General features: G+C 70.6%; 23 protein-coding genes. 6 read left to right on the top strand and 17 right to left on the bottom strand.

Annotation, left to right across the window (positions count from 1 at the left end):
- The 5 genes from I7X12_RS14790 to I7X12_RS14770 all read right to left on the bottom strand — a co-directional run bounded on the left by I7X12_RS14790 (position 1) and on the right by I7X12_RS14770 (position 4,444).
- Positions 1 to 1,119 carry an NADH:flavin oxidoreductase/NADH oxidase gene (locus I7X12_RS14790; protein WP_198060826.1) on the bottom strand — a complete coding sequence of 373 codons (1,119 nt, stop codon included), beginning with the start codon at positions 1,117 to 1,119 and terminating at the stop codon, positions 1 to 3.
- A 66-nt stretch (positions 1,120 to 1,185) separates the two neighbouring features.
- Positions 1,186 to 2,994, bottom strand: a complete 1,809-nt coding sequence (locus I7X12_RS14785; RefSeq protein ID WP_198060825.1) for a PAS domain-containing protein — start codon at positions 2,992 to 2,994, stop codon at positions 1,186 to 1,188.
- 87 nt (positions 2,995 to 3,081) lie between these two features.
- On the bottom strand, positions 3,082 to 3,456 hold the full coding sequence (locus tag I7X12_RS14780) for a rhodanese-like domain-containing protein (RefSeq protein WP_198060824.1): 375 nt from the start codon (positions 3,454 to 3,456) through the stop codon (positions 3,082 to 3,084).
- A 54-nt stretch (positions 3,457 to 3,510) separates the two neighbouring features.
- Positions 3,511 to 4,041 carry a GNAT family N-acetyltransferase gene (locus tag I7X12_RS14775; protein ID WP_198060823.1) on the bottom strand — a complete coding sequence of 177 codons (531 nt, stop codon included), beginning with the start codon at positions 4,039 to 4,041 and terminating at the stop codon, positions 3,511 to 3,513.
- Between the two features lie 130 nt (positions 4,042 to 4,171).
- Positions 4,172 to 4,444, bottom strand: coding sequence for a DUF7571 family protein (locus I7X12_RS14770; RefSeq protein ID WP_198060822.1), 273 nt, complete (start codon positions 4,442 to 4,444; stop codon positions 4,172 to 4,174).
- A gap of 155 nt (positions 4,445 to 4,599) precedes the next feature.
- Between I7X12_RS14770 and I7X12_RS14765 the strand changes: the two genes are divergently transcribed.
- Entirely contained in the window at positions 4,600 to 5,256 is a 657-nt protein-coding gene (locus tag I7X12_RS14765) for an HAD family hydrolase (RefSeq protein WP_198060821.1), read from the top strand.
- A gap of 51 nt (positions 5,257 to 5,307) precedes the next feature.
- Here the strand turns inward: I7X12_RS14765 and cruF are convergent, their stop codons facing one another.
- Genes cruF through I7X12_RS14750 form a run of 3 tightly spaced genes read right to left on the bottom strand, consistent with a single transcriptional unit; the run spans position 5,308 to position 8,684 of the window.
- Positions 5,308 to 6,231: a bisanhydrobacterioruberin hydratase gene (gene cruF, locus I7X12_RS14760; protein ID WP_198060820.1), complete on the bottom strand. Its 924-nt coding sequence runs from the start codon at positions 6,229 to 6,231 to the stop codon at positions 5,308 to 5,310.
- Entirely contained in the window at positions 6,221 to 7,099 is an 879-nt protein-coding gene (locus I7X12_RS14755; protein ID WP_394355631.1) for a prenyltransferase, read from the bottom strand. Before I7X12_RS14755 ends, cruF begins: the two co-directional genes overlap by 11 nt.
- Positions 7,100 to 7,130: 31 nt before the next feature.
- A complete protein-coding gene (locus I7X12_RS14750; RefSeq protein WP_198060818.1) occupies positions 7,131 to 8,684 on the bottom strand; it encodes a phytoene desaturase family protein in 1,554 nt (517 codons plus the stop codon).
- 153 nt (positions 8,685 to 8,837) lie between these two features.
- On the opposite strand from I7X12_RS14750, the gene I7X12_RS14745 reads away from it, so the two are divergent.
- A complete protein-coding gene (locus I7X12_RS14745; RefSeq protein ID WP_198060817.1) occupies positions 8,838 to 9,524 on the top strand; it encodes an SDR family NAD(P)-dependent oxidoreductase in 687 nt (228 codons plus the stop codon).
- A gap of 98 nt (positions 9,525 to 9,622) precedes the next feature.
- Complete coding sequence (locus I7X12_RS14740) at positions 9,623 to 10,501, top strand: ZIP family metal transporter (protein ID WP_232342857.1); 879 nt, start codon at positions 9,623 to 9,625, stop codon at positions 10,499 to 10,501.
- Positions 10,502 to 10,508: 7 nt separating this feature from the next.
- Here I7X12_RS14740 and I7X12_RS14735 read toward each other — a convergent pair whose 3' ends face one another.
- Positions 10,509 to 10,973 carry an SHOCT domain-containing protein gene (locus I7X12_RS14735; RefSeq protein ID WP_198060816.1) on the bottom strand — a complete coding sequence of 155 codons (465 nt, stop codon included), beginning with the start codon at positions 10,971 to 10,973 and terminating at the stop codon, positions 10,509 to 10,511.
- Positions 10,974 to 11,124: 151 nt separating this feature from the next.
- Between I7X12_RS14735 and I7X12_RS14730 the strand changes: the two genes are divergently transcribed.
- Entirely contained in the window at positions 11,125 to 11,385 is a 261-nt protein-coding gene (locus I7X12_RS14730) for a MarR family transcriptional regulator (RefSeq protein ID WP_198060815.1), read from the top strand.
- A 70-nt stretch (positions 11,386 to 11,455) separates the two neighbouring features.
- Here I7X12_RS14730 and I7X12_RS14725 read toward each other — a convergent pair whose 3' ends face one another.
- The 7 genes from I7X12_RS14725 to I7X12_RS14695 all read right to left on the bottom strand — a co-directional run bounded on the left by I7X12_RS14725 (position 11,456) and on the right by I7X12_RS14695 (position 16,235).
- On the bottom strand, positions 11,456 to 11,797 hold the full coding sequence (locus I7X12_RS14725; protein ID WP_198060814.1) for a hypothetical protein: 342 nt from the start codon (positions 11,795 to 11,797) through the stop codon (positions 11,456 to 11,458).
- Entirely contained in the window at positions 11,794 to 12,018 is a 225-nt protein-coding gene (locus tag I7X12_RS14720) for a hypothetical protein (RefSeq protein WP_198060813.1), read from the bottom strand. Before I7X12_RS14720 ends, I7X12_RS14725 begins: the two co-directional genes overlap by 4 nt.
- A 111-nt stretch (positions 12,019 to 12,129) precedes the next feature.
- A complete protein-coding gene (locus I7X12_RS14715; protein ID WP_179919563.1) occupies positions 12,130 to 12,453 on the bottom strand; it encodes a transcription factor S in 324 nt (107 codons plus the stop codon).
- A 94-nt stretch (positions 12,454 to 12,547) separates the two neighbouring features.
- Complete coding sequence (locus I7X12_RS14710; RefSeq protein ID WP_198060812.1) at positions 12,548 to 13,264, bottom strand: hypothetical protein; 717 nt, start codon at positions 13,262 to 13,264, stop codon at positions 12,548 to 12,550.
- A 4-nt stretch (positions 13,265 to 13,268) separates the two neighbouring features.
- The gene (locus I7X12_RS14705) at positions 13,269 to 14,198 is read right to left on the bottom strand and encodes a hypothetical protein (RefSeq protein ID WP_198060811.1); all 930 of its coding nucleotides are present in this window, start codon (positions 14,196 to 14,198) and stop codon (positions 13,269 to 13,271) included.
- A 124-nt stretch (positions 14,199 to 14,322) separates the two neighbouring features.
- Positions 14,323 to 15,165: an RAD55 family ATPase gene (locus I7X12_RS14700; protein ID WP_198060810.1), complete on the bottom strand. Its 843-nt coding sequence runs from the start codon at positions 15,163 to 15,165 to the stop codon at positions 14,323 to 14,325.
- Between the two features lie 86 nt (positions 15,166 to 15,251).
- On the bottom strand, positions 15,252 to 16,235 hold the full coding sequence (locus tag I7X12_RS14695; RefSeq protein ID WP_198060809.1) for a beta-ribofuranosylaminobenzene 5'-phosphate synthase family protein: 984 nt from the start codon (positions 16,233 to 16,235) through the stop codon (positions 15,252 to 15,254).
- Between the two features lie 221 nt (positions 16,236 to 16,456).
- Here I7X12_RS14695 and I7X12_RS14690 point away from each other — a divergent pair, with 221 nt between their 5' ends.
- Positions 16,457 to 17,551 carry a hypothetical protein gene (locus I7X12_RS14690; RefSeq protein WP_198060808.1) on the top strand — a complete coding sequence of 365 codons (1,095 nt, stop codon included), beginning with the start codon at positions 16,457 to 16,459 and terminating at the stop codon, positions 17,549 to 17,551.
- A 42-nt stretch (positions 17,552 to 17,593) separates the two neighbouring features.
- Here I7X12_RS14690 and I7X12_RS14685 read toward each other — a convergent pair whose 3' ends face one another.
- Positions 17,594 to 18,592 carry a glutathione S-transferase family protein gene (locus I7X12_RS14685; protein WP_198060807.1) on the bottom strand — a complete coding sequence of 333 codons (999 nt, stop codon included), beginning with the start codon at positions 18,590 to 18,592 and terminating at the stop codon, positions 17,594 to 17,596.
- Positions 18,593 to 18,840: 248 nt separating this feature from the next.
- On the opposite strand from I7X12_RS14685, the gene I7X12_RS14680 reads away from it, so the two are divergent.
- Positions 18,841 to 20,847 carry a hypothetical protein gene (locus I7X12_RS14680; protein WP_198060806.1) on the top strand — a complete coding sequence of 669 codons (2,007 nt, stop codon included), beginning with the start codon at positions 18,841 to 18,843 and terminating at the stop codon, positions 20,845 to 20,847.
- Positions 20,848 to 20,867 lie beyond the last annotated feature (20 nt).

Below are 20,867 nucleotides of genomic sequence, written 5' to 3'. Positions count from 1 at the left end.
TCAGAAACCGAACCCGCGACGGTACTGCGGCGGTCCCGTGACCTCGTCGGTGGCGTCGAGGGCGTCGGCCGCGCGCAGCCCGAAGTAGGGATCGCGGAGGAACTGCCGGCCGACGATGGCCAGATCGGCGCGGTCGTTGGCGACGACCGCCTGGGCCTGCTCGGGCGTCGTGATCCCGCCGACGGTGCCGACGGCGATGTCGCTCTCGGACGTCTCGCGGACCGTCTCGGCCAGGGGAAGCTGGTAGTTCGGCCCGGCCTGTTCGGGCCAGGAACCGGGCGCGATCCCGCCGCTGGACACGTCGATCAGGTCGGCGCCGATACCGGCCAGCCGGTCGGCCAGCCGCGCGGACTGCTCGACGGTCCACGACTCGCGGTCGTCGAACCAGTCGGTGCCGGAGATCCGGACGAATACGGGCTTGCCGTCGGGCCAGACCTCCCGGACAGCCTCGGTGACCTCCCGCGTGAGCCGGGTGCGGCCCTCGAAGTCGCCGCCGTAGTCGCCCGCGCGGTGGTTCGTCACCGGCGAGAGGAACTCGTGGAGGAGGTAGCCGTGAGCGGCGTGGACCTCCGCGACCTCGAAGCCGGCGTCACGGGCGCGCTCGGCGGCCGTCCGGAACGAGTCGATCACCTGCTCGATGTCCCCCTGGTCCATCTCGCGAGTGGGCGGCGCGTCGACGCGCTCGCCGTCGTCGTCCTCGTAGGGCCAGGGGTCGCCGCTCGGGCCGACGACTTCCCAGCCGCCGTCGTCGGGGTACAGCGGCCGGCTCCCGTCCCACGGGCGACTTGTCGACGCCTTGCGACCGGCGTGAGCGAGCTGGATGCCCGGGACGGCGCCCTGTTCTTTCACGAACCGGGTGGTGCGCGCGAGCGCGTCGGCCTGGTCGTCGTTCCAGATCCCCAGGTCCTCGGGGGTGATCCGGCCGCGCTTCTCGACGGCGGTGGCTTCGGCCACGACGAGGCCGGCGCCACCGACGGCTCGTGACCCGAGGTGAACGTGGTGCCACTCGGTCGCACGCCCGTCGCGGGCGTCACAGGAGTACTGGCACATCGGCGAGACCATCACCCGGTTCGGGACCGTAGTGTCCCGAAGCTCCAGCGGGTCGAAGAGGTCTGTCATCGGCGGTGCTAGCCGCTGGGAACCCAAATATCGTCCGCCTCCCGCACGGCTTTCCGGTAGCTCGGATCAGCCGGCCGGTGCGTCGACGCCGTCCAACTCGAACCGTGCACCGCCGTCCGGTCCGTCGCCGACGGCGACGGTCCAATCGTGGGCCTGGGCGATCCGCCGGACGATCGTCAGCCCGAACCCGGTCCCGCCATCGACCGACGTGTGACCCGGCTCGAACACCCGTCCGCGGTCCGCTTGGTCGATCCCCGGGCCGTCGTCTTCGACGAAGACGGTGCCGTCGTCGGTCCGTCCCACCCGGACGGTCACGTCCGGCCCACCGTGCTCGACCGCGTTCCTGAACAGGTTCTCGAAGACGTGACGCAACCGCTCGCGGTCCCCTTCGATCGCCACCCCGCTCTCGACGTCGAGCGTCGCGTCGGCGGTCTCGACGAGGTCCCAGCACTGGCTCGCGAGCGCGCGGAGAGGGATTCGGTCGGTCTCCCCGACCGTCTCGCCCTGCCGGGCGAGCGTGAGCGTGTCCTCGACGATGGCCTCCATCCGGTCGAGCGCCTCGAGCGTCGGTTCGAGGTGCTCGAGCGCCTCGCCGCCGCAGTGCCGGTCGAGCATCGCCGCTCGCCCCTGGGCGACGTTCAGCGGGTTGCGCAGGTCGTGGGAGATGACGCTCGCGAACTCGTCGAGCCGGTCGTTCTTCCGTCGGAGTTCCCGCTCCTGTTCGACGCGCTCGGTCACGTCCCGCGCGATCCCGACGATCCTCGCGACGCGACCGTCCACGACGACCGGCGCGAGGTTCGTCTCCCAGACGAACCGGCCCTCGGGCAACTCGAGTTCCTCGTCGTAGGTGATCGGCTCGCGCGTCTCGGCGCAGCGATGGTAGTTCGCTTCGACCTCCGCACCCAGGTCCTCACCGAGCACCTCCCGCGGTGTCTTCCCCCTGACCGCGTCGGTCGTGAGACCGGTCGTATCCTCGTGAGAGGGGTTGAGCCGCTGGAAGCGGAACTCGTAGTCCGCCTCTTCGGCCTCTGCACCGCCGACCCCGTCTCCCCGGCCGGGTTCGACGTCGACCAGGAAGATGGCGTCGCCTGCTGTCTCGAAGATGGCCTCGTACTCCTCGGTGAGCGCCTCGAGACGGCGCGAACGCCGTTTTCGGTCGGTGATGTCGCGACTGATCCCCATGACACCGACCACGTCGCCGTCCTCGTCGTGATAGGGGTACTTGTCGTCGAGGAAGACGTGTTCGACGCCGTCGATGTATCGGACCGTCTCACGCGAGTCCCGCTCGTCGCCTTCGACGATCCGGTCGTCCAGTTCGCGGATCTCGGCGGCGCTCTCCGGGTCGAACAACCCCTCGTCGGTCCGTCCGACGACCGTCTCCGGGTCGTGCCCGAACACGTCCGCCGCCGCCTCGTTGACGAACTGGTATCGCCCGTCGCGGTCCTTGATGTAGATCGCCTCCGAGGTGCTCTCGACGAGCGCGGTCAGCTTTCGGGTCGACGCGCGAAGCTCGCGTTCGTACACTTTGCGTTCGGTGACGTCCGTGAAGTGGACGGTCAGGCCGCTGTCGTCCGGGTAGACACGGACGTCGAACCACAGCTCCAGCGCCGCGTTGTACCGCTCGAAACTGCGTTGCTCGCCCGACGTTGCGGCGGCTCTGAGGTTCTCTTCGGTAGCCGTCCCCCGTGTCTCCGGGAACACGTCCCACATGCACTCGCCGAGCACCGCCTCCTCGTCGCAGCCGAGGATCTGCTCGGCACGGTGGTTGACGTACGTGTACCGAAACCCCTCGTCCAGCGCGACGATGCCGTCGCTTACCCGCTCGAGCGCTTCCCGTCGGATCCGGTCGTTCGGACCGGCATCCGTGCCACTCATGCGTTTTCTTTCGACCGGTCGAACAAGAATTTCACGGTCGTTCGGTCACTGAACACGGCTGTCCCCGCTCTAACCGCCAAGTTTCCCCTACCGTAACCGCCAGATCAGCGACCGGAGCCTGTAGGTGAGCGACCCCTCGTGATACCCGTTCCAGCCGCTCATCCCGCCGAGTAGCGTCGCCGCGTCGTACCCCTCGTCGACGAGCAGCCCGGTCGCTTTCTTCGCGACGATGCCCATCTTGCAGACGACGACCACGTCGCGGTCGGCCGGCACCTCCTCCAGCCGGTCCAACAGGGCACCCTCCTCTCCCCGACGCAGCTCGTCGTACACCGGGAGACTGTGACTCCCGTCGATCGCGTCCGAGCGATATGACGGGGTTGGGCGGATATCAAGGACGAACGGCCGGTCGGTCGATCCCGATTCGAGTCGCTCGGCGAGTTCCGACGGACGGATCGCGCTCATCGATTTGGACTTGTTCTGTGCGTACAAAACTGGTGGGTGTCCGACCGCTCGCTACTACCCGTCCCACTCCTCGCGGAGGACGGCGTACACCTCGCGGTCGACGTACTCCCCATTCACGAAGTCGTCGTCGCGCTTGGTGCCCTCGTGGGAGAACCCCAGCTTCTCGACGACTCGCTCCGAGGCCCCGTTGCCGGCGTGGATCGTCGCCGAGATACGGTGGAGCCCGAGCGCCGCGAATCCGTGGTCGACGACCAGCCGCGCCGCCTCGGTGGCGTACCCCTCGCCCTGGTGGTCGGGGTGGATCCAGTAGCCGAGATTGGCCCAGCCGCGCCGGTCGTCGATCGGTGCCAGCGACACGTCGCCGACCGGTTCGTCGCCGTCGCAGACGAGCAACTCGACGGCGTCGGGGCCGTCCATCCGGTCGAAGAGACGCGACTCGTAGTCGTCGCCGCCGACCGGTGCGTCCGGACCGGCGTAGCGCCGGACGCGCGGGTGATGCGATCCCTCGCGGAGGAACGCGATATCCTCGTCTTCGATGGTCCGCAGATCGACCGTCGCGCCCTCGATGAAAACAGGTCCCGGCATGGTCGAGGCGTCGAGACCCGTCGGTAAAAATTCGATCGTCCGATCAGGGTCCGGCGGTCGCCGGCTGCGGCACGAAGCCGCCGCTCGGACGCGTTCGTGCCGCCGAAAACCGCGTCGCAGCCGCCCGCGGTCAGGTCGTCGAGGGCGATTCGAGGTGCCAGCCGGGGTCCCGACCGGTCCGCTCGATGCGGTCGGACCGACACGCCGGGCAGAAGTCCGGTCTGGCGTCCTCGTTCCGGGGGACGTAGACCGCGCCGCCGCACTCCACGCACGCGCCGTCGGCGATCGTCACGCAGTCGCCACAGAGGTTGAAATCGTCGACTGTCAGCTCTCGTAGCGGTTCGAGTTGTTTGTCCAGGGTGTACTCGTCGATGACCGTCTGACAGTTTTGGCACGGTTGCATTGCGATACATACTCACCCATGAGACAGCATCACAAAGTTCTACCGCTGTCGCGGTATTTCGCCTGAGAGTCGTCGGTGGGTCGCGTGCGGTCGGCGCACGCGCCGGGCGGGCCGGCGGTCGCAAGCCCTTTCACCGCGGGCGACCCAGGGGGACTATGACGTACGATACCGTCGTATTCGACAACGACGGTGTCCTCGTGGGCCGAACGCGGTTCGACGTCCTCCAGGAGGCGACCGAGGAGACGTTCGCGCAGTTCGGTGTGTCCGACCCGGACCCCGACCACGTCGAGGACATGACGATCGGAGCGACTCCCGAACAGGTCAACAGCGTCTGCGATACCTACGGCTTCGAGCCGGCGCAGTTCTGGCGCGCCCGCGACAGCACCGTCTCGGGCGCACAGCAGGACGAGGCCCGGGCCGGACGGAAGACCCCCTACGGCGATATCGACACGCTGGCGGATCTGGACGTGGCGACGGGGATCGTCAGCTCGAACCAGCAGGAGACGGTCGATTTCCTCCTCGACCACTTCGACCTGGGCGCCCACTTCGACACCGCCTACGGCCGCGAGGCGACCCTCGAGAGCCTCACGTTACGGAAACCGAACCCCCACTACATCGAGCGGGCCCTGTCGGACCTCGACGCCGACTCGGCGCTGTTCGTCGGCGACAACGAGTCCGACATCCGCGCCGCCGAGAACGCCGGCATCGACTCGGCGTTCATCCGCCGCCCCCACCGCTCCGACTGGGACCTGAACGTCTGGCCCACCTGGGACATCGACTCGCTCGAGCGGCTCCACGACATCTGTCGGTAGCGCGCGACGGAATCGGTCGGCGTCCCGCGACGGTCGACGTGCCCGGAGTCGCTACTGTACCCACCGCGGCCGCGTCGGCACGTCGAAGCGGTCGGTGACGACGAGGCCGAGCCCGAACAGCCCCGCGAGCGCGACCGGGAGCCAGTTGCCGAACGCGGCGTTGATCCCGCCCCACAGGATCACGAAGCTCACCATGTCGTCGAGCATGAACGGACAGGCCTCCAACCGGGCGAGCAGCGCCTCGCGGTCCAGCCCCCAGTCGAAGGCGCCGACGGCGACCGTCGCCGAGAGTACCCAGCCGGCGTAGTTGCTCCAGGGGACGCCGTAGAAGGCGCCGCCGCCGTCGTACGCCCAGAAGCCCAGCGCGACGGCGCCCGGGTCCAGCACCAGGTCGATGCCGACGATCGTCGCGACGACGACCGGGAGACGGACCCACGGCGAGCGGGCCAGGTCACCGAGCAGGAGCAGACAGAGCAGGTAGCTGTTGAGCACGAGCGGGAAGAAGAAGACGGGCAGCGCGAGCGGGACGCCGCCGGCCATCGGGCCCAGCGCGACGCCGTACTCGAAGGCGCCGTAGGGCCACCCGGTCGTGACCCCGACGAACTCGATCCCGTAGGCGTAGGCCGCCAGCGCGACCAGCGCGAGGGTCGCCCGCCGGTCGAGAAGCGGCGCGACGCCCGCGACGAGCGGCAGGCGCATCACGACGACGCCGACGAGGACGAGCCAGGGGTTGAACGCCAGCGCCTCGGGTAGCCACGCGAGCCCGCTCGCGAGCGGTGCGGGGAGCGCCGCGACCGCGGTGGCGAACCACCCGAGCGCGCTGGCCAACAGGAGGACGGCCCCGGTGACGGGAAAGACGACGGCGATCGTGAACCGGTTCAGACGGACGAGGCGGTCCAGACGGGCTTCGATCCGGCCACGGTCGATCGACCCGGAAGTGGGCCAGCCGGCCGACTCGACCCAGTCAGGCGCCATAGAGGATCACCCAGAGCCCGCCCATCGTCAACAGCGTTCCGACGGCGGTGTTCAGGAACGGGAACCACCAGTAGGCCCGGTCGACCGACACGTCGGTCAGCGCGACGCCGGCGGTGAACACGGGGTAGACGGCGAGCAGGCCGCCCCAGTAGGGGTGGACCAGCCAGAACACCGCCGCGGCTGCCGCCCAGACGACCGCGCAGTAGGCGTAGGTGGGCCCCTCGCCGAGGAGGGTCGCGGTCGTCTCGATGCCCGCGGCGCGGTCCGGTTCGATATCCGGGACGGCCGAGAACGTGTGCATCGCCATCGTCCACAGCCACGCACCGGCGACCGCCAGCGTCGGCGGGAACGCCCCGGCGACGGTCGCGTACGCCACCACGCCCGGGAGGACGTACAACCCGTTCGACAGCGAATCGAGCAGCGGGGTCGTCTTGAACCGGAACGGTGGCGCGCTGTACTGGACCGACAGGGCGAGAAAGGCCAGCATCGCGAAGACGGCCTCTGTGGGGAGGACCGGCAGTATCGCGATCCCGAAGACGCCGCTCGCCAGCACGGCGGCGACGACCGCGCGACTCCCCCGGTAGCGGACCTCCTTGTCCTCTTTCTTGGGGTTCTCGACGTCGATGTCGGCGTCGAACACGTCGTTGACGCCGTAGAGAAAGACGTTCGCGGGAACGAGGAAGTACGCGGCCAGCACGACGGTCAGCGGCGTGAACAGCGCGTCGGTCGTGCCCGCAGCGAAGACGGTCCCGACCATCGCCGGCCCGGCCAGGTACAGCCAGAACCGCGGCCGCGAGAGCCGCAGGAGATACCCGACGGTGGTGTCGGGCGGTGCGAGCGCGCCGAGGCGTGCGGTCAGCGAAGCCATCGCGTCGTCGGACATACTCGGTCGATCGGCTTTAGTTCACGTCATCGACGAGCGCCTGGGCAGTGTGCTGGCCACTGATGAGACACATCGGGACGCCGATCCCGGGGGTCGTGAACGAGCCAGTGAAGTACAGCCCCTCGACCGCGTCCGAGCGGTTCGGCGGTCGCAGGAGCGCGGTCTGGCGGAGCGTGTGCGCAAGCCCCAGGGCCGTCCCCGCCGTCGCGTTGTAGCGGTCGACGAAGTCGGAGACGCAGAAGTCCTCCTCGAAGACGATCCGGTCCCGGAGGTCGGTCCCGGTGTGGTCGGCCACGTCGTCGAGGATCTGCTCCCGGTACCGGTCGCGTCGTGCGGGCGAGTCCTCCAGTCCGGGCGCGATGGGCACGAGGACGAACAGGTTACTGTGGCCCTCCGGCGCCACGGTGTCGTCGGTCTTCGACGGCACGCACAGGTAGTACGCCGGCTCGTCGGGCCAGGCCGGGTCGTCGAAGATCTTCTCGAAGTGCGGGTCCCAGTCGTCCGGGAGGACGAGGGTGTGGTGGGCCAGTTCGGGCACGTCTCCTTCGACCCCGAGGTAGAGGAGGTACGCCGAGGGAGCGTAGGTACGGTCGTCCCAGTAGCCGTCGTCGTACTGCCGCTCGTGCTCGGGCAGCAGTTCCTGCTCGGCGTGGGCGTAGTCGGCGTTGACGACCACGCGGTCCGGTCGGCGCTCCGCGCCCGTCTCGTCGGCGACGAGGAACCCGCGCTTGCGGCGGGTGATCTCGTCGACCTCGACGCCGGTCTCGAAGTCCACGCCGAGTTCCCGACAGAGGTCGACGAACGCGTCGACGACGACGCCGATGCCGCCCGGGTGGTCGCCGTTTTCGTCGGCCTCGTTGGCCACGGGGTAGTACACGCCCATGTTGAAGTCGACGTGGCTCATCATGTTGTACAGCGCCGGCGTGTTGCGGGGCGACCCCCCGAGGAACACGAGCGTGTACTGCATGATCTGCTGGAGCTTGGGGTTCTCGAAGTAGTTGTCCACGTGGCCCTGCATCGACCGCATGAGCTTGATCCCGATGGGCGCCGCGCGCATCACGTCCAGGTCCACCCAGTCCCGCAGCGACGAGCGGTCCTCGTAGACGAACTTCTCCATCGCCGTCTCGTAGTGGCGTTCGCTCGTCGCGAGGTACTCGTCGAAGGCCTCGCCCGCGCCGGGCTCGATGGACTCGAACAGCTCGCGGTTCTTCGACCGGTCGGCGGCGATATCGACCTGCTCGCCGTCGCCGGCACCGATGCCTTCGTTTTTGAAGAAGATCCGATAGTGCGGGTCGAGCCGTTCCAAGTCGTAGTAGTCGCTCGGGGCCTTCCCGAAGTGGGCGAAGAAGCGCTCGAACACGTCGGGCATGAGATACCACGAGGGACCCATGTCGAAGCGGAAGCCGTCGGCTTCGAGGCGACTCGCCCGCCCGCCTAGTTGGTCGTTTTTCTCCACGAGCGTCACGTCCGCCCCGGCGTCGGCGAGGTACGCCGCCGTCGAGAGACCGCCGACGCCGCCGCCGACCACCGTCACAGACTCGCCGTCCGCCCGTCCCGATAGACCTACCATTACTTCCACATCGGTGCCCGGCACTGAAAAAGGGGGTGCCAAACCGGTGCGGTCGGTGGATCCCGTGGTGGCCGGCGGCCGCCGCCTCGACGGACAGCCGCCGTCGCCCGTTCCGTCGGGACGCTCATCACGGACCCGGCCCAACGACGCGGTATGGACGGAGCGACGGTCGTCGTCACGGGCGGGACGCGAGGGATCGGCAGAGCGGTAGTCGAAGCGGTCGCCGACGCCGGCGCGCACGTCGTCACGTGTGCTCGCGACACCGACGCACTGGTGGAGTTGGCAGCCGCCGTCCACGAATCGGGCGGGTCGGTCACGACCCAGCGTGCGGACGTGCGCGACGAGTTCGACGTCGAACGCCTGCTGGAGACCGCCGCTCGCGAGGGCGGAGCTGTCGACGTCGTCGTCGCGAACGCCGGCGTCTACCACGGCGACCCCGGCGAGACGCCGATCGACCGCGAATCCTACGCGGCGTTCGACGACACGATGCGGACCAACGCCCGCGGCGTCTTCGCTACCTTCCGTGAGGCAAGCCCCCACCTCGCCGACGACGCGCGTCTGCTGGCGCTCTCGGGGGGCATCGCCCGCGAGGCCCGCGAGGGATTCGGCGCCTACGCCGCCTCGAAGGCTGCCGTCGAGGGCCTCGTCCGACAGTTCGCCGCCGACACCGACTGGCCCGCTGCGGTCGTCGACCCCGGTGCGGTCGCCACGGATCTGACCGGTGGCCGCGGCACCGACCCCGAGCGCGCCGCCGACCTGGTGGTCTGGGCCGCCCGCGACGCCGACCCCGACCGCCTCGACGGGAGCGTCCTCGACCGCCGCGCGATGCGCGAGACCTGACCCGGCACCCCGCCGGTTCACCCGGTCTCGCCGCTTCTCCGGCCTCTCTGAGCCCCGAGCGACAGCCTTATTAACAACAACTCCCGTGTTACTAAACGATGAGTATTAACGGATATATGGGTGTTAATAACGGGGGTGGTCGGCTCTCGCTGGTCGGCGGTGCGGGCGTCGCGATACTGCTGGCGCTGTCGGTCGCGGCGGCACTGGCCGAGACGTGGAAAGTGCTGATCGTCGGGTGGGTCGCGTTCGCGGCGATGGCCGGCGGGTCGTATCTCGGCGCGCGAGCGACGGAGACGGACCCACAGCGACTCGTCTGGGGGTACGGACTCGCCAGCGGCGCGATGGTGACCAGCGCGGCGATGTTCCTGGTTCCGCAGGCCATCGGGATCGCCGGCAACGGCGGTATCGCGCCCCAGGTCGGCGGCATCGGCATCGCCGCGGGGATCGTCGTCGGCTACAGCGGCCACGTCGTCGGCCACCGGCTCACCCACCGCGACCTCCCGATGGACGTGACGACCGCCCAGATCACCGCCCACGCGCTCTCGGCGGGGCTGATCATCGGTCTCGTCTACGGCTCGATGCCGACGCTCGGCCTGTTGCTCGGCCTCGCCATCGTCTCGCACAAGGGCCCCGCGGGCTACGCGGCGGCGCGTCGCCTGCGTCGCAACGGCAAGCCCGTCTCCGCGCTCCTCCTGCCGGCCGCCGGCGTCGGCATCACCGCCGTCCCGACGGCCGCGCTCCCGGTCCCCGAGATCGCGGCGCTCAACGCCGTCGTCTTCGGCTTCGCCGCCGGGATCTTCCTCCACGTCGCCATGGACTTTCTCCCCGTCTGCGACGCCGGCTCGGAGATCGACCAGGTCTGCTCGCTCCACGAGGAGTCCCACGAGCTGCTGGACCGACTGCGGCTCCACGCCGTCGGCAGCACCGTCGTCGGCGCCGCCGTCGTCGTCGTCGCCTGGGTCGCCGTCTCGCCGTAGTTCCTCGCTACCGCCGTTCCCGCTCGCGCTCGCGCTGGCGGTCGGCCGACAGGTCGACGCCCGCCCCGACGGAGCCGGTCGGGTCGACGCCCTCCGATATCTCTACGTCTTCCGTCTCCAGCAGGCGTTCGAGCCGGCGCTCGAACTCGGCGTCGCCGATCTCGCCGGCAGCGTAGCGTTCCCGGAGCCGCTGGAGAGCGTCGTCCTCGCCGTCCCGTTCGTCGCTCCGAACCCCGTCGGCCGTTCGGTCCCGCTCGCGCCGCTCGCCGAGGTACTCGCGCAGGTCGACGTACTCGGAGAGGATACCCAGCACCGGCACGAGGAGGAACCACCCGACGATGGCGACGACGGCGGCCGCGTCGCCGCCGACGAAGATAGCCGCCAGCGCCGCCAGCGGAAGCGTCGCGACCGCGACGATCCCGACCAGTGCCTCCACGGGGTCGTCCGTCTCGTCACTCCGTTCGTCGCTCATGTCCGACGGTACCGGGCCGGGCGGTATAATTGCCGGGGACGACCGCGGCCGGTCCGACGACGTCGACGGCACGCCCAGCCGCCGAGTCCGAGCGCGTCCGACCGGTAGACGGGACGATAGCGATATGTCCGCAGCCGGCGTAGAGAGCCCCATGCCCATCAGTATCGACCAGTTCGAGAAGGCGCCCGAGCCGAAGCTCCGCCCGCCGGCGGCGGGCACCGAGAACGCCGACCGCGTGCTCGCCTACCTCACCGAGCGCCACCGAGAGGCGTTCACTCCCGCCGAGATCTGCCAGGGCACCGGCGTCCCCCGCGGTAGCGTCGGGGTCGTCCTCGCTCGACTCGAAGACCGGGGTCTGGTCCGCCACCGCGGCGCCTACTGGACGGTCGATCCGGACGCGACGGCGCGGTAGCGGGTGGTCGGCCGCCGTCGGAGCGACCGCGACCGGAGCGCGGTCGCCGGTCGAACACGGTCGCCCGCCGTCACCCGAGCGCACGAACGGCCGCCGTCAGGACGCCCAGGGGGTCTACGGCCGCGTCCGCGCCGGCGAGCCACCGACCGAGCGGGTCACCCGTGACACCCTCGCCGAGCGACGCGACGGGCGACCGGCGCACCTGTAGTTCGACCGTCAGCCCCGCTTCGGTCAGCCGGTCGTCGGGGGCGATCCCTGGGGGAAGCGCGTCCCGGAGGGTCCCGAGCGCCCGCAACGCGGTCAGCGACGGCGCGTCGAGGACGAGCCTGTCGTCTTCGCTCCAGACGCGGTAGGTCCGCTCGCCACGCTCGACGACCAGCTCCGCGTCGACCGTCAGGGCTGTTCCGGTCACTCCTCTTCGGTCGTGATACGCAGGGTCCCGTCGACGCGCCACTGGGCGTGTTCGGCGTCTTCGCCCGCCTTGCTCGGCACGTCGACCTCCATGTCCTCGAACTCGTAGGTGATCGCCGCCCCTCTACCGGTCAGTCGCTCGTAGAGGCCGATCGCCAGGTCCGGCCACGTCGTCGTCTCGTCGACCGATGTCTCCGCCGCTTTGGTGTCGTTCGAACTCATCCCACGCCGTCTTTGGACCGGTCTGGTATATACCCTCGTACGGTCGCGCGGTCGCCCGAACCGCTCACGGGCCGGCCGGCCGCGTCGGTCACCGCCGACTCCCTGGCCGGGTCAGTTGTACTCGCGCCAGCGGTGGCCACACTCCGTACACTTGAAGAATCGCGTCGGCGGCTCGTCGGCGGAGCCGGTCTGTTTGATCGTGTACCAGGCGACGCCGTTGCCGCAGTCGTCACAGGTGACGCTTTTGTCTTTGGGCTTGCCCTCGAAGTTGGCGCCTTCCTCGGTCTCGACGACCTCCTCGCCCGACTGCTCGGCGGTGCTGACGAACTGGTCGGCCAGGTCGTCGTCCTTCCCGACGGTGGCGCCGCAGCTCTTGCAGACCATCTCGTCACCGTCGGCGTGCATCATCGAACCGCAGTCGTCGCAGAACTGCATGGTACCAGGCCCGTTGACGGCCCGGGCGTAAGTATACCTCGCTCTCGGCGGACCCACTCACTCGTCCGCCGAACGTCGCCCCGAGACCGCCCCGTCAGGCGTCGTCTTCGAGTTCCCGGCGCTCCTCGACGACGGGGCAGTTACTCACCCTGACGCTGTCGACGTCGACGAACGCCAGGATGTCGGTGCCCTCGTGGCTGCAGGCCACGTCGGGCGGCGCCGAGAAGTGCTCGCACCCCTCGCAGTAGCCGTGTTTCGATACCGTGACCACGTCGGCCTCCTCGTCCTCGGAGCGGTCGCGGGTGCCCTCGGCGTCCGCACCGCCGTCTCCGTCGGGCTCCGCGGTGAGTCGGTCCCACACCTCGTCGGCGTCGATCCCCTCGACGCCCGACCGCTCGAAGGCGCTGGCCGACGACTCGAAGGGGTCCTCGTCGGACACGGCCACGTCCGCGAGCGGGTCCCCTCGGCGCTCGCCGACCCGTTCTTCGCGGTCGGCGCCGCCGGCTCGCTCGCCGCCGCTGTCACCCATGTATTCGAAGGGGTCGGGGTCGACCGCGTCTGCCGACCCCGGTGTCGCGGACTCGTCGGTCGACCCCGCCGTCGTGGCCACGTCCGGATCCGGAGGCTCTGCGTCGTCGTCCTCGGTTACGGCGTCCCGACGTCCGGCCGAGTCGGCGCCGAACGAGTCGAACGGGTCGCCCTCGCGGTCGCGGTACTCGTCCAACGACTCGAAGGGGTCGCCGCGGTCGCCCCCGGTCGCCTCGTCGGAGTCGTCCGTATCGGGGCCACCGGTGTCGGAATCGTCGCTCACGATGTCAACTCCCGTCGGCCGCGTCGGGGACGTTCGAACGGTCGGTCTCGTCGCCGGCCTCGAGCTTGCGCGCGACGGTCAGCTTCGGCTTGCCGAACAGACCGCTCGGCAGCGTCACGTCGCTGACGGTCGCGTCGCAGTGGGGGCACTTGGGTTCGTGCAACAACGCGATGTCGACGGCCTGCGAGCAGTGCTCGCAGACCGCCCGGTCGACGTCCAGCTCCGCCGCGGTGGCTTTCAGCCGGTCGATGGCGTCGGTGCCGGTCGAGCGGGCCTGCTCGGCCTCCCGGAGGTCGCTGACGACCCACGCGACCGTCTGCAGACGCTCCTCGACATCGTCGAGCCGGTCGGTCGCTCGCTCGATCTCGCGCACGCGGTCGTCGAGGGCGTCGACCCGCGCCTCGGCGTCTTCGGCCGCGTCGGCGGCCTCGTCGACCCGCGACTCCAGGGCCGACAGCGACGATTCCAGGTCGTCGACGGCCGTCGAGAGCGTCGCGAGCTCGCCGAACTCAGGGTGAGTGTGTTCGCCGTCGGCCTTGTCGTCGGCCTCGCGTTTCACCTGCACGACCCGGTCGCGCACGTCGTCGATCTTGTCGGTGAACTGCGACTCGACGCGGTCTATCTCCGCCGACAGCCCCTCCTCGACGGCGTCGAGGTCCCCGCTCCCGCCGTCGACGCGCTCGGCGACGGCGTCGGCGATGTCGGGCAGTCGCTCGGCGATCACGTCCCGCACTTCGTCCTCGACGTCGGCGTTCAGGGTGGCGGCCACCTCCTCGTCGCCGAACTCCTCGGCGGCGCGGTAGGACGCGAGTAACTGGACGACGACGGCCTCCCGGTCGACTCCCAGATCGGCGGCCTTGCGGTCCAGCCACGCCTCTACGTCGGCGGGCAGGGACACGGACACGCCGGCGTCGTCCGACGACTCGCTCGCCATTACGTTCCTCTGACGCGAGTAGGCAGTTAAGGGTTTGCCACCGATTCTCGAAAGTCGAACTGAACGTATCCGCCCGACGCCGTCTTTCGCGGCCGTTGTCCGGCGAATACGGTCCGGAGTCCGGTCAACGGATCTTGCGCACGTCGCTGATGTCGAAGCCGCCGTCGCCGACCTCGGTCTCGAACTGGACGATGTTCTCGCTGTCGATGGCCGCGAGGACGCCTCGGAACTGCTTGACGACGAGCGTGCGCGCGCGGGTCGACCCGCCGCTGGCCCACTGGAACTCCAGCGTGCCGTCGACGCCGTCGACGAGCTGGCCGTACTCGGTCGGCGAGACCGTCTCCCGGTTGAGGTGGACCAGGATGACACCGTTCCACTGGTCGGCGCCCTTCTGGAGGCCCTTGACGAGGAAGGCCACGTCGGTCCAGTCGAGGTTCTGGTCGCGGCCGGCGGTGCTGACGAGGTCGCTGATCGAGTCGATGACGACCAGGTTGCCCGGCGCGTGCTCGCTCAGCCGACTCCCGAGTTCGCCGAGGATGTCGTCGCGTTCCTGGCGGGCCCGCAGGTCGCGGATGTCGGCGGCCGCGTCGGCGTACCACTCCCGCGGGACCGGGCTCTGGTGGAAGTACTGCTCCGAGAGGTCGTGGTATCGGACCGCGTCCATGCCGGCGTCGACGATCTCCGACTCCATCGTCGTCCGCACCTCGCTCTCGAAGCAGTCGCGGCTCTCGGTGAACGAGACGAAGTGGACCTCCTCGGGCGGGTGGGCGTTTGCGGCCAGGTCGCCGTAGTAGAGGTCGTGTAACTCCGCGTCGCCCTCTGCGAGGCCGTTCAACAGCGTGCTCGTCTGGAGGAACTCGCGCGACCCCGCGCCGCCCTCGCCCGCCACGAGGACGACGCTGCCCGTCGGCGCCCCGCCGCCGAGGGTCGTGTCGAGCTGGCGGACCCCGAACGGTATCCGGTCCATGCGACCACCACTCGGCCCCACCCGTTTACCTGTTGTGCCGCCATTCTCGCTCGCTGAAACGGACGGTGCGGCAGCTTCGACGGGTCTCAGTCGGTCTCGGCGGTTGCCCTCTCGACGGTCGCACCGTCGTCTCGCGGGCGAGCGACGACGACCCGTCCGCCGTCCGCCACCGCCGAGAGTGCCGCCCGGGCTGCATCGGCCACGTCCTCGGCGTAGTCGGCGTCGGTCAGCGCGTAGACGGTGGGGCCCCACGAGGACTGGCCGGCCCCGGCGACCGCCGGGTGGTCCGAGAGGGCGTCGATGATCGCTCCCGCCGGCGGGCGATAGACGCCGCCCTGTTCGTCGGCGTACCAGGCGCCGTTGAGCCGGCCGAGACGGGCGATCGCGTCGCCGAAGGCCGCCCGGTCACCGGTCGCGGCCGCCGGGAGCAGCTGCTGGGTGACGACCAGCGCGATATCCTCGGCGATGCCGGGGTCGGCCCGCTCGACGACCGAGCGCATACTCTCGTCCTCCTCGTCGCCGCTCCGGCCGGGGCCCGCGTCGGGGATCGCGAGGACGAACCGCCAGGACTCGGGGAGGTCGTGGCGCGCGACGACCGGCGGGACCGCCCACTCGCCCTCGGCGGGCGGCGCGGTGGTGAACCGCTCGGTCGGGTGGCCGCCGTCGACGACGAACCCGCCCGACTCGAAGGTCGCGACGCCGATCCCGCTGCGGCCGCCGCGGCCCAGCGCCGGGGCGCGCTCGCGCGGGTTCACGTCGATATCGTAGGCACCGGCGACGGCGACCAGCGCGGCGAGCGCGAGCTGGGTCCCGCTACCGAGTCCGGCGTGGCGGGGGAGTCGCTCGTCGACGCGGACGGTCGCACCGGGCACGTCGAGGTGGTCGACGACCCGATCGACGTACTGCCGCGCCGCGTCGTCGTCGCAGTCGACTGCTTCGGCCCGCTCGGCCCGCAGGTCGAGCCGCGGTTCGGCGAGCGCGAGGCCGACGCCGCCGTAGAGGCGTTCGTGTGCCAGCGAGAGGTTCTGGAAGCCGACGTGGATGCGCCCGCCGACCGTGACCCGGGTCATGTCGTCACCGACGTCGCCCCGCTCCTACGGCCTTTCGACAGCGGCCGTCGTCGCCGGAGCCCGGGACGCCGTCGTCGGCACCGCCGGCGTGACGCCGGCGCGAGTGTCGCCAGTGGCGCCGCCGTTCTCGGAGACACGCGGCCCATCGGCGTCGGCGAAGCGACCGTATCGGGGCGATAAGCCGCCATTTACAATCGGGTACGGGCGCCGTAGACGAGGCCATGAGTGAGCAGCGACCGCCCGGCGAGAGCGGGGACGAGTCCGTTCGCGACGGCGGGGAGGGGCCGCCGCCAGCGGTCGGGGACGGTGACGACTCCGACCGGCCGGTGACGGGGACGACGACAACCGACTGCGACTCGCCGCCGGGTCCCCGAGACACGCCGTCCGGGGCCGGCGGCGACAGTGACGGCGCGGCCGGCAACGAGAGAGGCGGACGCGACGCCGGCCGGCTGGCGACCGCCGTCGCGGGCGCGACGACCGTCGAACCGTGGACGCTCTCGTCGCCGCCCGGCCACGAGACCGCGTCCGTTCGGCAGCACCTCCGGCGCGACGAGTCGCTGCAGGTCGTCGACGCCGCCCGACTGCTCGGCGACCGCGGCGGTCGGGCGGCGGTCGGCCTCAGCGACGGCCGACTCCTCGCCGTCACCGACGACGGACTGGTCAGCGTCGGCCTCGACCGGCTGTCGGCGGTTCGCAGCTCCGTCACTGCGACGGTGGGTCTGCGCGGCCGTGACGCCCGCCTGCTCGGCGGCCTCGGCTATCTCTGCTCGGTGGTCGCGTTCCTCGGCGTCCTGGGGACGGCCGCCGACCCGCTGACACCCGCGCTCGCGCTGGCCGCCGTCGGGGGCGCGCTCGCCGCCGACTACGTCCGTCGCGCGGGCGCCGCCCCGAGCGGGGAGACGCCGACAGACCGACTGCGTCGGTTCGGCCCGCTGGCCTCCCTCGCCGACGCGCTCGGCGGGCTCGAACGCCGCGTCCGCGGCCGCGCGGGCGCCGACCCGCTCGGTCGCTGGGGGGCGGCCGCGCTCGCGGTCGGACCGTTCACGGTGCTGGTCGCGGTCGACGGTACCGTCCTCCCGCCGCTGTTCGCGCTGGCGACCGTCGCGAGTTTCGCCCTGGTCGTCTACGCCGTGCGCAACGGTGAGGAGTTCGACGGGATAGAGGCGGTCCGGCGGCGACGCCGGACGGTCACCGCGACGTTCGACGACGGCACCGTCCTCACACTCCACACCCGCCCCGACTCGCCGCTGGACCGCGAACTCGCGGCCCGCGTCGGCGACCTGTCGAAGCGTCCGGCGCCGGCCGGCGACGACTGAGCCAGCCACTCGACCAGTAGCTGAGAGCGACCGCCGGGCGCCTCACGCGAGCGGCAGCAGTTCCGTGGGCGGGCTGCCGGGCAGTTCGTCGCGGTCGTGTTCGGCGTCGAAGTGCAGGTCCGGCCCGCGGGCGACCAGCCGCTTGGGGTTGACGTCCGGGTGGGTCGTGTAGTAGTGTTCCTTGATGTGGTCCATGTTCACCGTCTCGGCGACGCCCGGCGTCTGGTACAGATCGCGCAGGTACGGCCAGAGGTTGTCGTACTCGTGGATCGCTTCGACGTTGCACTTGAAGTGGGTGTGATACACCTCGTCGAAGCGGACCAGCGTCGTGAACATGCAGACGTCCGCCTCCGTCAGGCGGTCGCCGGCGAGGTAGCGCTGGTCGGCCAGCACCTCGTCCCAGTGGTCCAGGGCCGCGAACAGCTCGTCGATCGCCTCGTCGTAGGCCTCCTGCGAGCCGGCGAAACCCGCCCGGTAGACGCCGTTGTTGATCGGCTCGTAGATGTCGTCGATGATCTCGTCGACTTCCTCGCGGTACCCCTCGGGGTACAGGTCCACGTCGCGCTCGGCCACGTCGTCGAACTCCGTGTCGAGCATGCGCAGGATCTCCTCGGACTCGTTGTTGACGATGGTCTCCTCCTCTTTGTCCCAGAGGACGGGCACCGTCACGCGGCAGGTCGCGTCCGGGTCGGCTTCCTGGTAGACCTCGCGGAGGTAGTCGCTGCCGTTGACTGTGTCGGAGGTACAGCCCTCTTTGTCGGGGGTGAACTGCCAGCCGCCGTCGTCGCGGTAGGGGTCGACGATATCGACCGAGATCGCGTCTTCGAGCCCTTTCAGCGACCGGATCAGCAGGGTCCGGTGGGCCCACGGGCAGGCGTAGGAGACGTAGAGGTGGTACCGACCGGCCTCGGGCTGGAACCGCGCGTCGGGGTCGTCCTCGATCCGGTCGCGGAAGGTGGTCTCGCTACGCTCGAACTCCCCGTCCTCGTTGGTGTATTCGTCGATATCCGTCCGCCACTCGCCGTCGACGAGTTTGTTCATAGGTGTCGATTCGTTGGGTCGCGAGCCTCAAAAGACCACCAGTGACACCTGGGTAACCGGAGGGCCGGACGACGAACGGCGGCGTCCGGACGCGAGTCCCGCGAGCGAACCCGGCGGCGCGGTCGCTCGCTTCCGGTTCGTCCGGAAACGACCGCCGGATCCGCACGGAACCCGAACCCGGGGCGAATCGACACAAGCGTTTAGTATCATCCAATCGACGGTTGAGCCAGTCACGCGCGGTGGGGGAAATGAAACACGTCATCGAAGTCGAAAACGGGGACGCACAGGTGCTCACGGAGACGGGGAGCGGGGGGCTGATCGGTCGAGGGCTCTTGCACGACCGGCCACTCGCCGAATACGTCGAGCCGGCCGAGACCGCCAGGTTCGTCGTCCGGAACAGGAAACGGGGAGTCACGGTCGAAGCGACCGACGGCGCGGCGAGCGACGACGCGGTCGAGACCGAGCAGGTCGTGCCCGATAGCGACCACAGCGCGGTGGCGCTGGTGACGGACGTTCGGGTGCTGTTCGCCGTCGGCCGTGCCGGGGGGGATCGCACCCAGTCGGTGGCGCTGGGCGACGTGGTCGACGCCCGCGCGGAGACGGGCCTGCGAAACGGAGCGCTCGTACTCGACACCGTCACTGGGGCGCAGTACCGGTTCCCCACGCGGGGCGACCTGGACGCCGTCCGGGAGTTCGTCGACGCTGCGGCGGGCGTCTGGTCGCGCGCCGAGCGCCACCTCGAAGCCGCCGAGGAGACGCTCGACCGGGTCGAGCGGGCCTTCGAGTCCGGCGACGTCGACGTGGTGCTGGCGGCGGTCGGCGACGTGCGCGAGACGCTCGGGGACGCCCGGGAGGCGGCCGCGTCGCTCGACGGCGCCGCGGCGTCGGTCGACGACCGCATCGGAGGGTATCGCGACCGGTTGCGACTGTTCGAGCGTCGCGCCTACGCCGAGCAGGCCGAGCAGGCCCGCGAGCGAGGCCACACCCGCTGGGACGACGAGGCCTACGAGACGGCGGCCGACCACTTCGAGCGAGCGGCCGACAGCTACGCGGCGGCGCTGTCGGTCGACGCCGACCGGCCGAGCGACGACCTGATCGAGCGGCGGCGGGCGAACCTCGACGCCGAGCGCGAGCGACTGGCCGCCTCGCCGCTCGAACGGGCCGAGCAGGCCGTCGAAGTCGCCCGGTCGGCGGACGACGCCGAGACCGCCGTCACCTGGTGGGAGCGGGCGCTGGAGCGGTACGAACGGCTCCGCGCGCTCGACTGGGGGCGGGACGAGCCGCGCTTCGACGGCGACCGCGAGGCGGTCCGCGAGCGGCTCGCGACCGTCGCCGAACGGCTGGTCGAGTCGCGCTGTGAGCGGGCTCGGCAGGCGCTCGCCGCGGCCGACGGGGCACCGTCCGCCGCGGCCACGGCCGCCTGCGACCGCGCCGAGTCGTCGCTCGACGCCGCCCGCGCGGTCGCCCGCGAGCGAGTCCCCGACGCGCTCGACACCGTCGAGGAGCTCGACGAACGACTCGCCGACCGCCGGCCCGGTCCGGCCGCGAGCGAGCGTGACGGCACCGACGACGTCGACTCCGACACCGTGGTCGTCCCGTCCGAGGAGGCCGACGGCGGCTCGGGCGACGCGAGCGTCGAACCAGACGGCGAATCCGCGGCCGACGATGCCGAGGGCGGCGGGGCCGACCTCCCGGACGGCGAGTGGACGCTGGCCGACGACGAGAGGGACGACGAGTGGCTGACCGCCGAGCGAACTGCGACGCCGATCGACGCCGAAGGGGTCGACGACGCCGACGGTACCGGCGCGGTCACCGACGCCTCGGACTCTAAAGTGGTCGCCGACGCCGCCGAGGGGTGGACGCCCGCGACGCTGGGCGCCCTCGGGGCCGACGGGTTCAGACGGGTCGTCGCGGACTGCCTCGGCGCGACCGGGTGGACAGTCGACACGGGCGACGACGACGCGGTGGACCTGTGCGCGGCGGTCCCGGGACCGGCGAGCCTGCGCGCGGGTGTGCTGGCCGTTCACGCGGACGCCGCAGTGGCGGTCGACGGGTCGGCGATCGAGCGATTCGCCGCCGCGGTCGAGGGCGACGCGGACCTCGACGCGGCGGTGATCGTCGCCGGCGCGACACTCCCGCTCGACGTCCGCGATCGTGCGGCGGAGGCCGGCGTGACGGTGGTCCAACCGGATACGTTGGTCGCCGAACTCGACGAACACCGCGTCTCGGTTCCCGACGCCGCCACCGAGGAGTGACTCGCGGTCGAGCCGGGAAG

It is taken from the genome of Halosimplex litoreum, from assembly GCF_016065055.1.
GTDB classification, from domain to species: Archaea; Halobacteriota; Halobacteria; order Halobacteriales; family Haloarculaceae; genus Halosimplex; species Halosimplex litoreum.
Note: the sequence above shows the minus strand (reverse complement) of the source record. Positions and strands in the feature narration are given on the sequence as shown.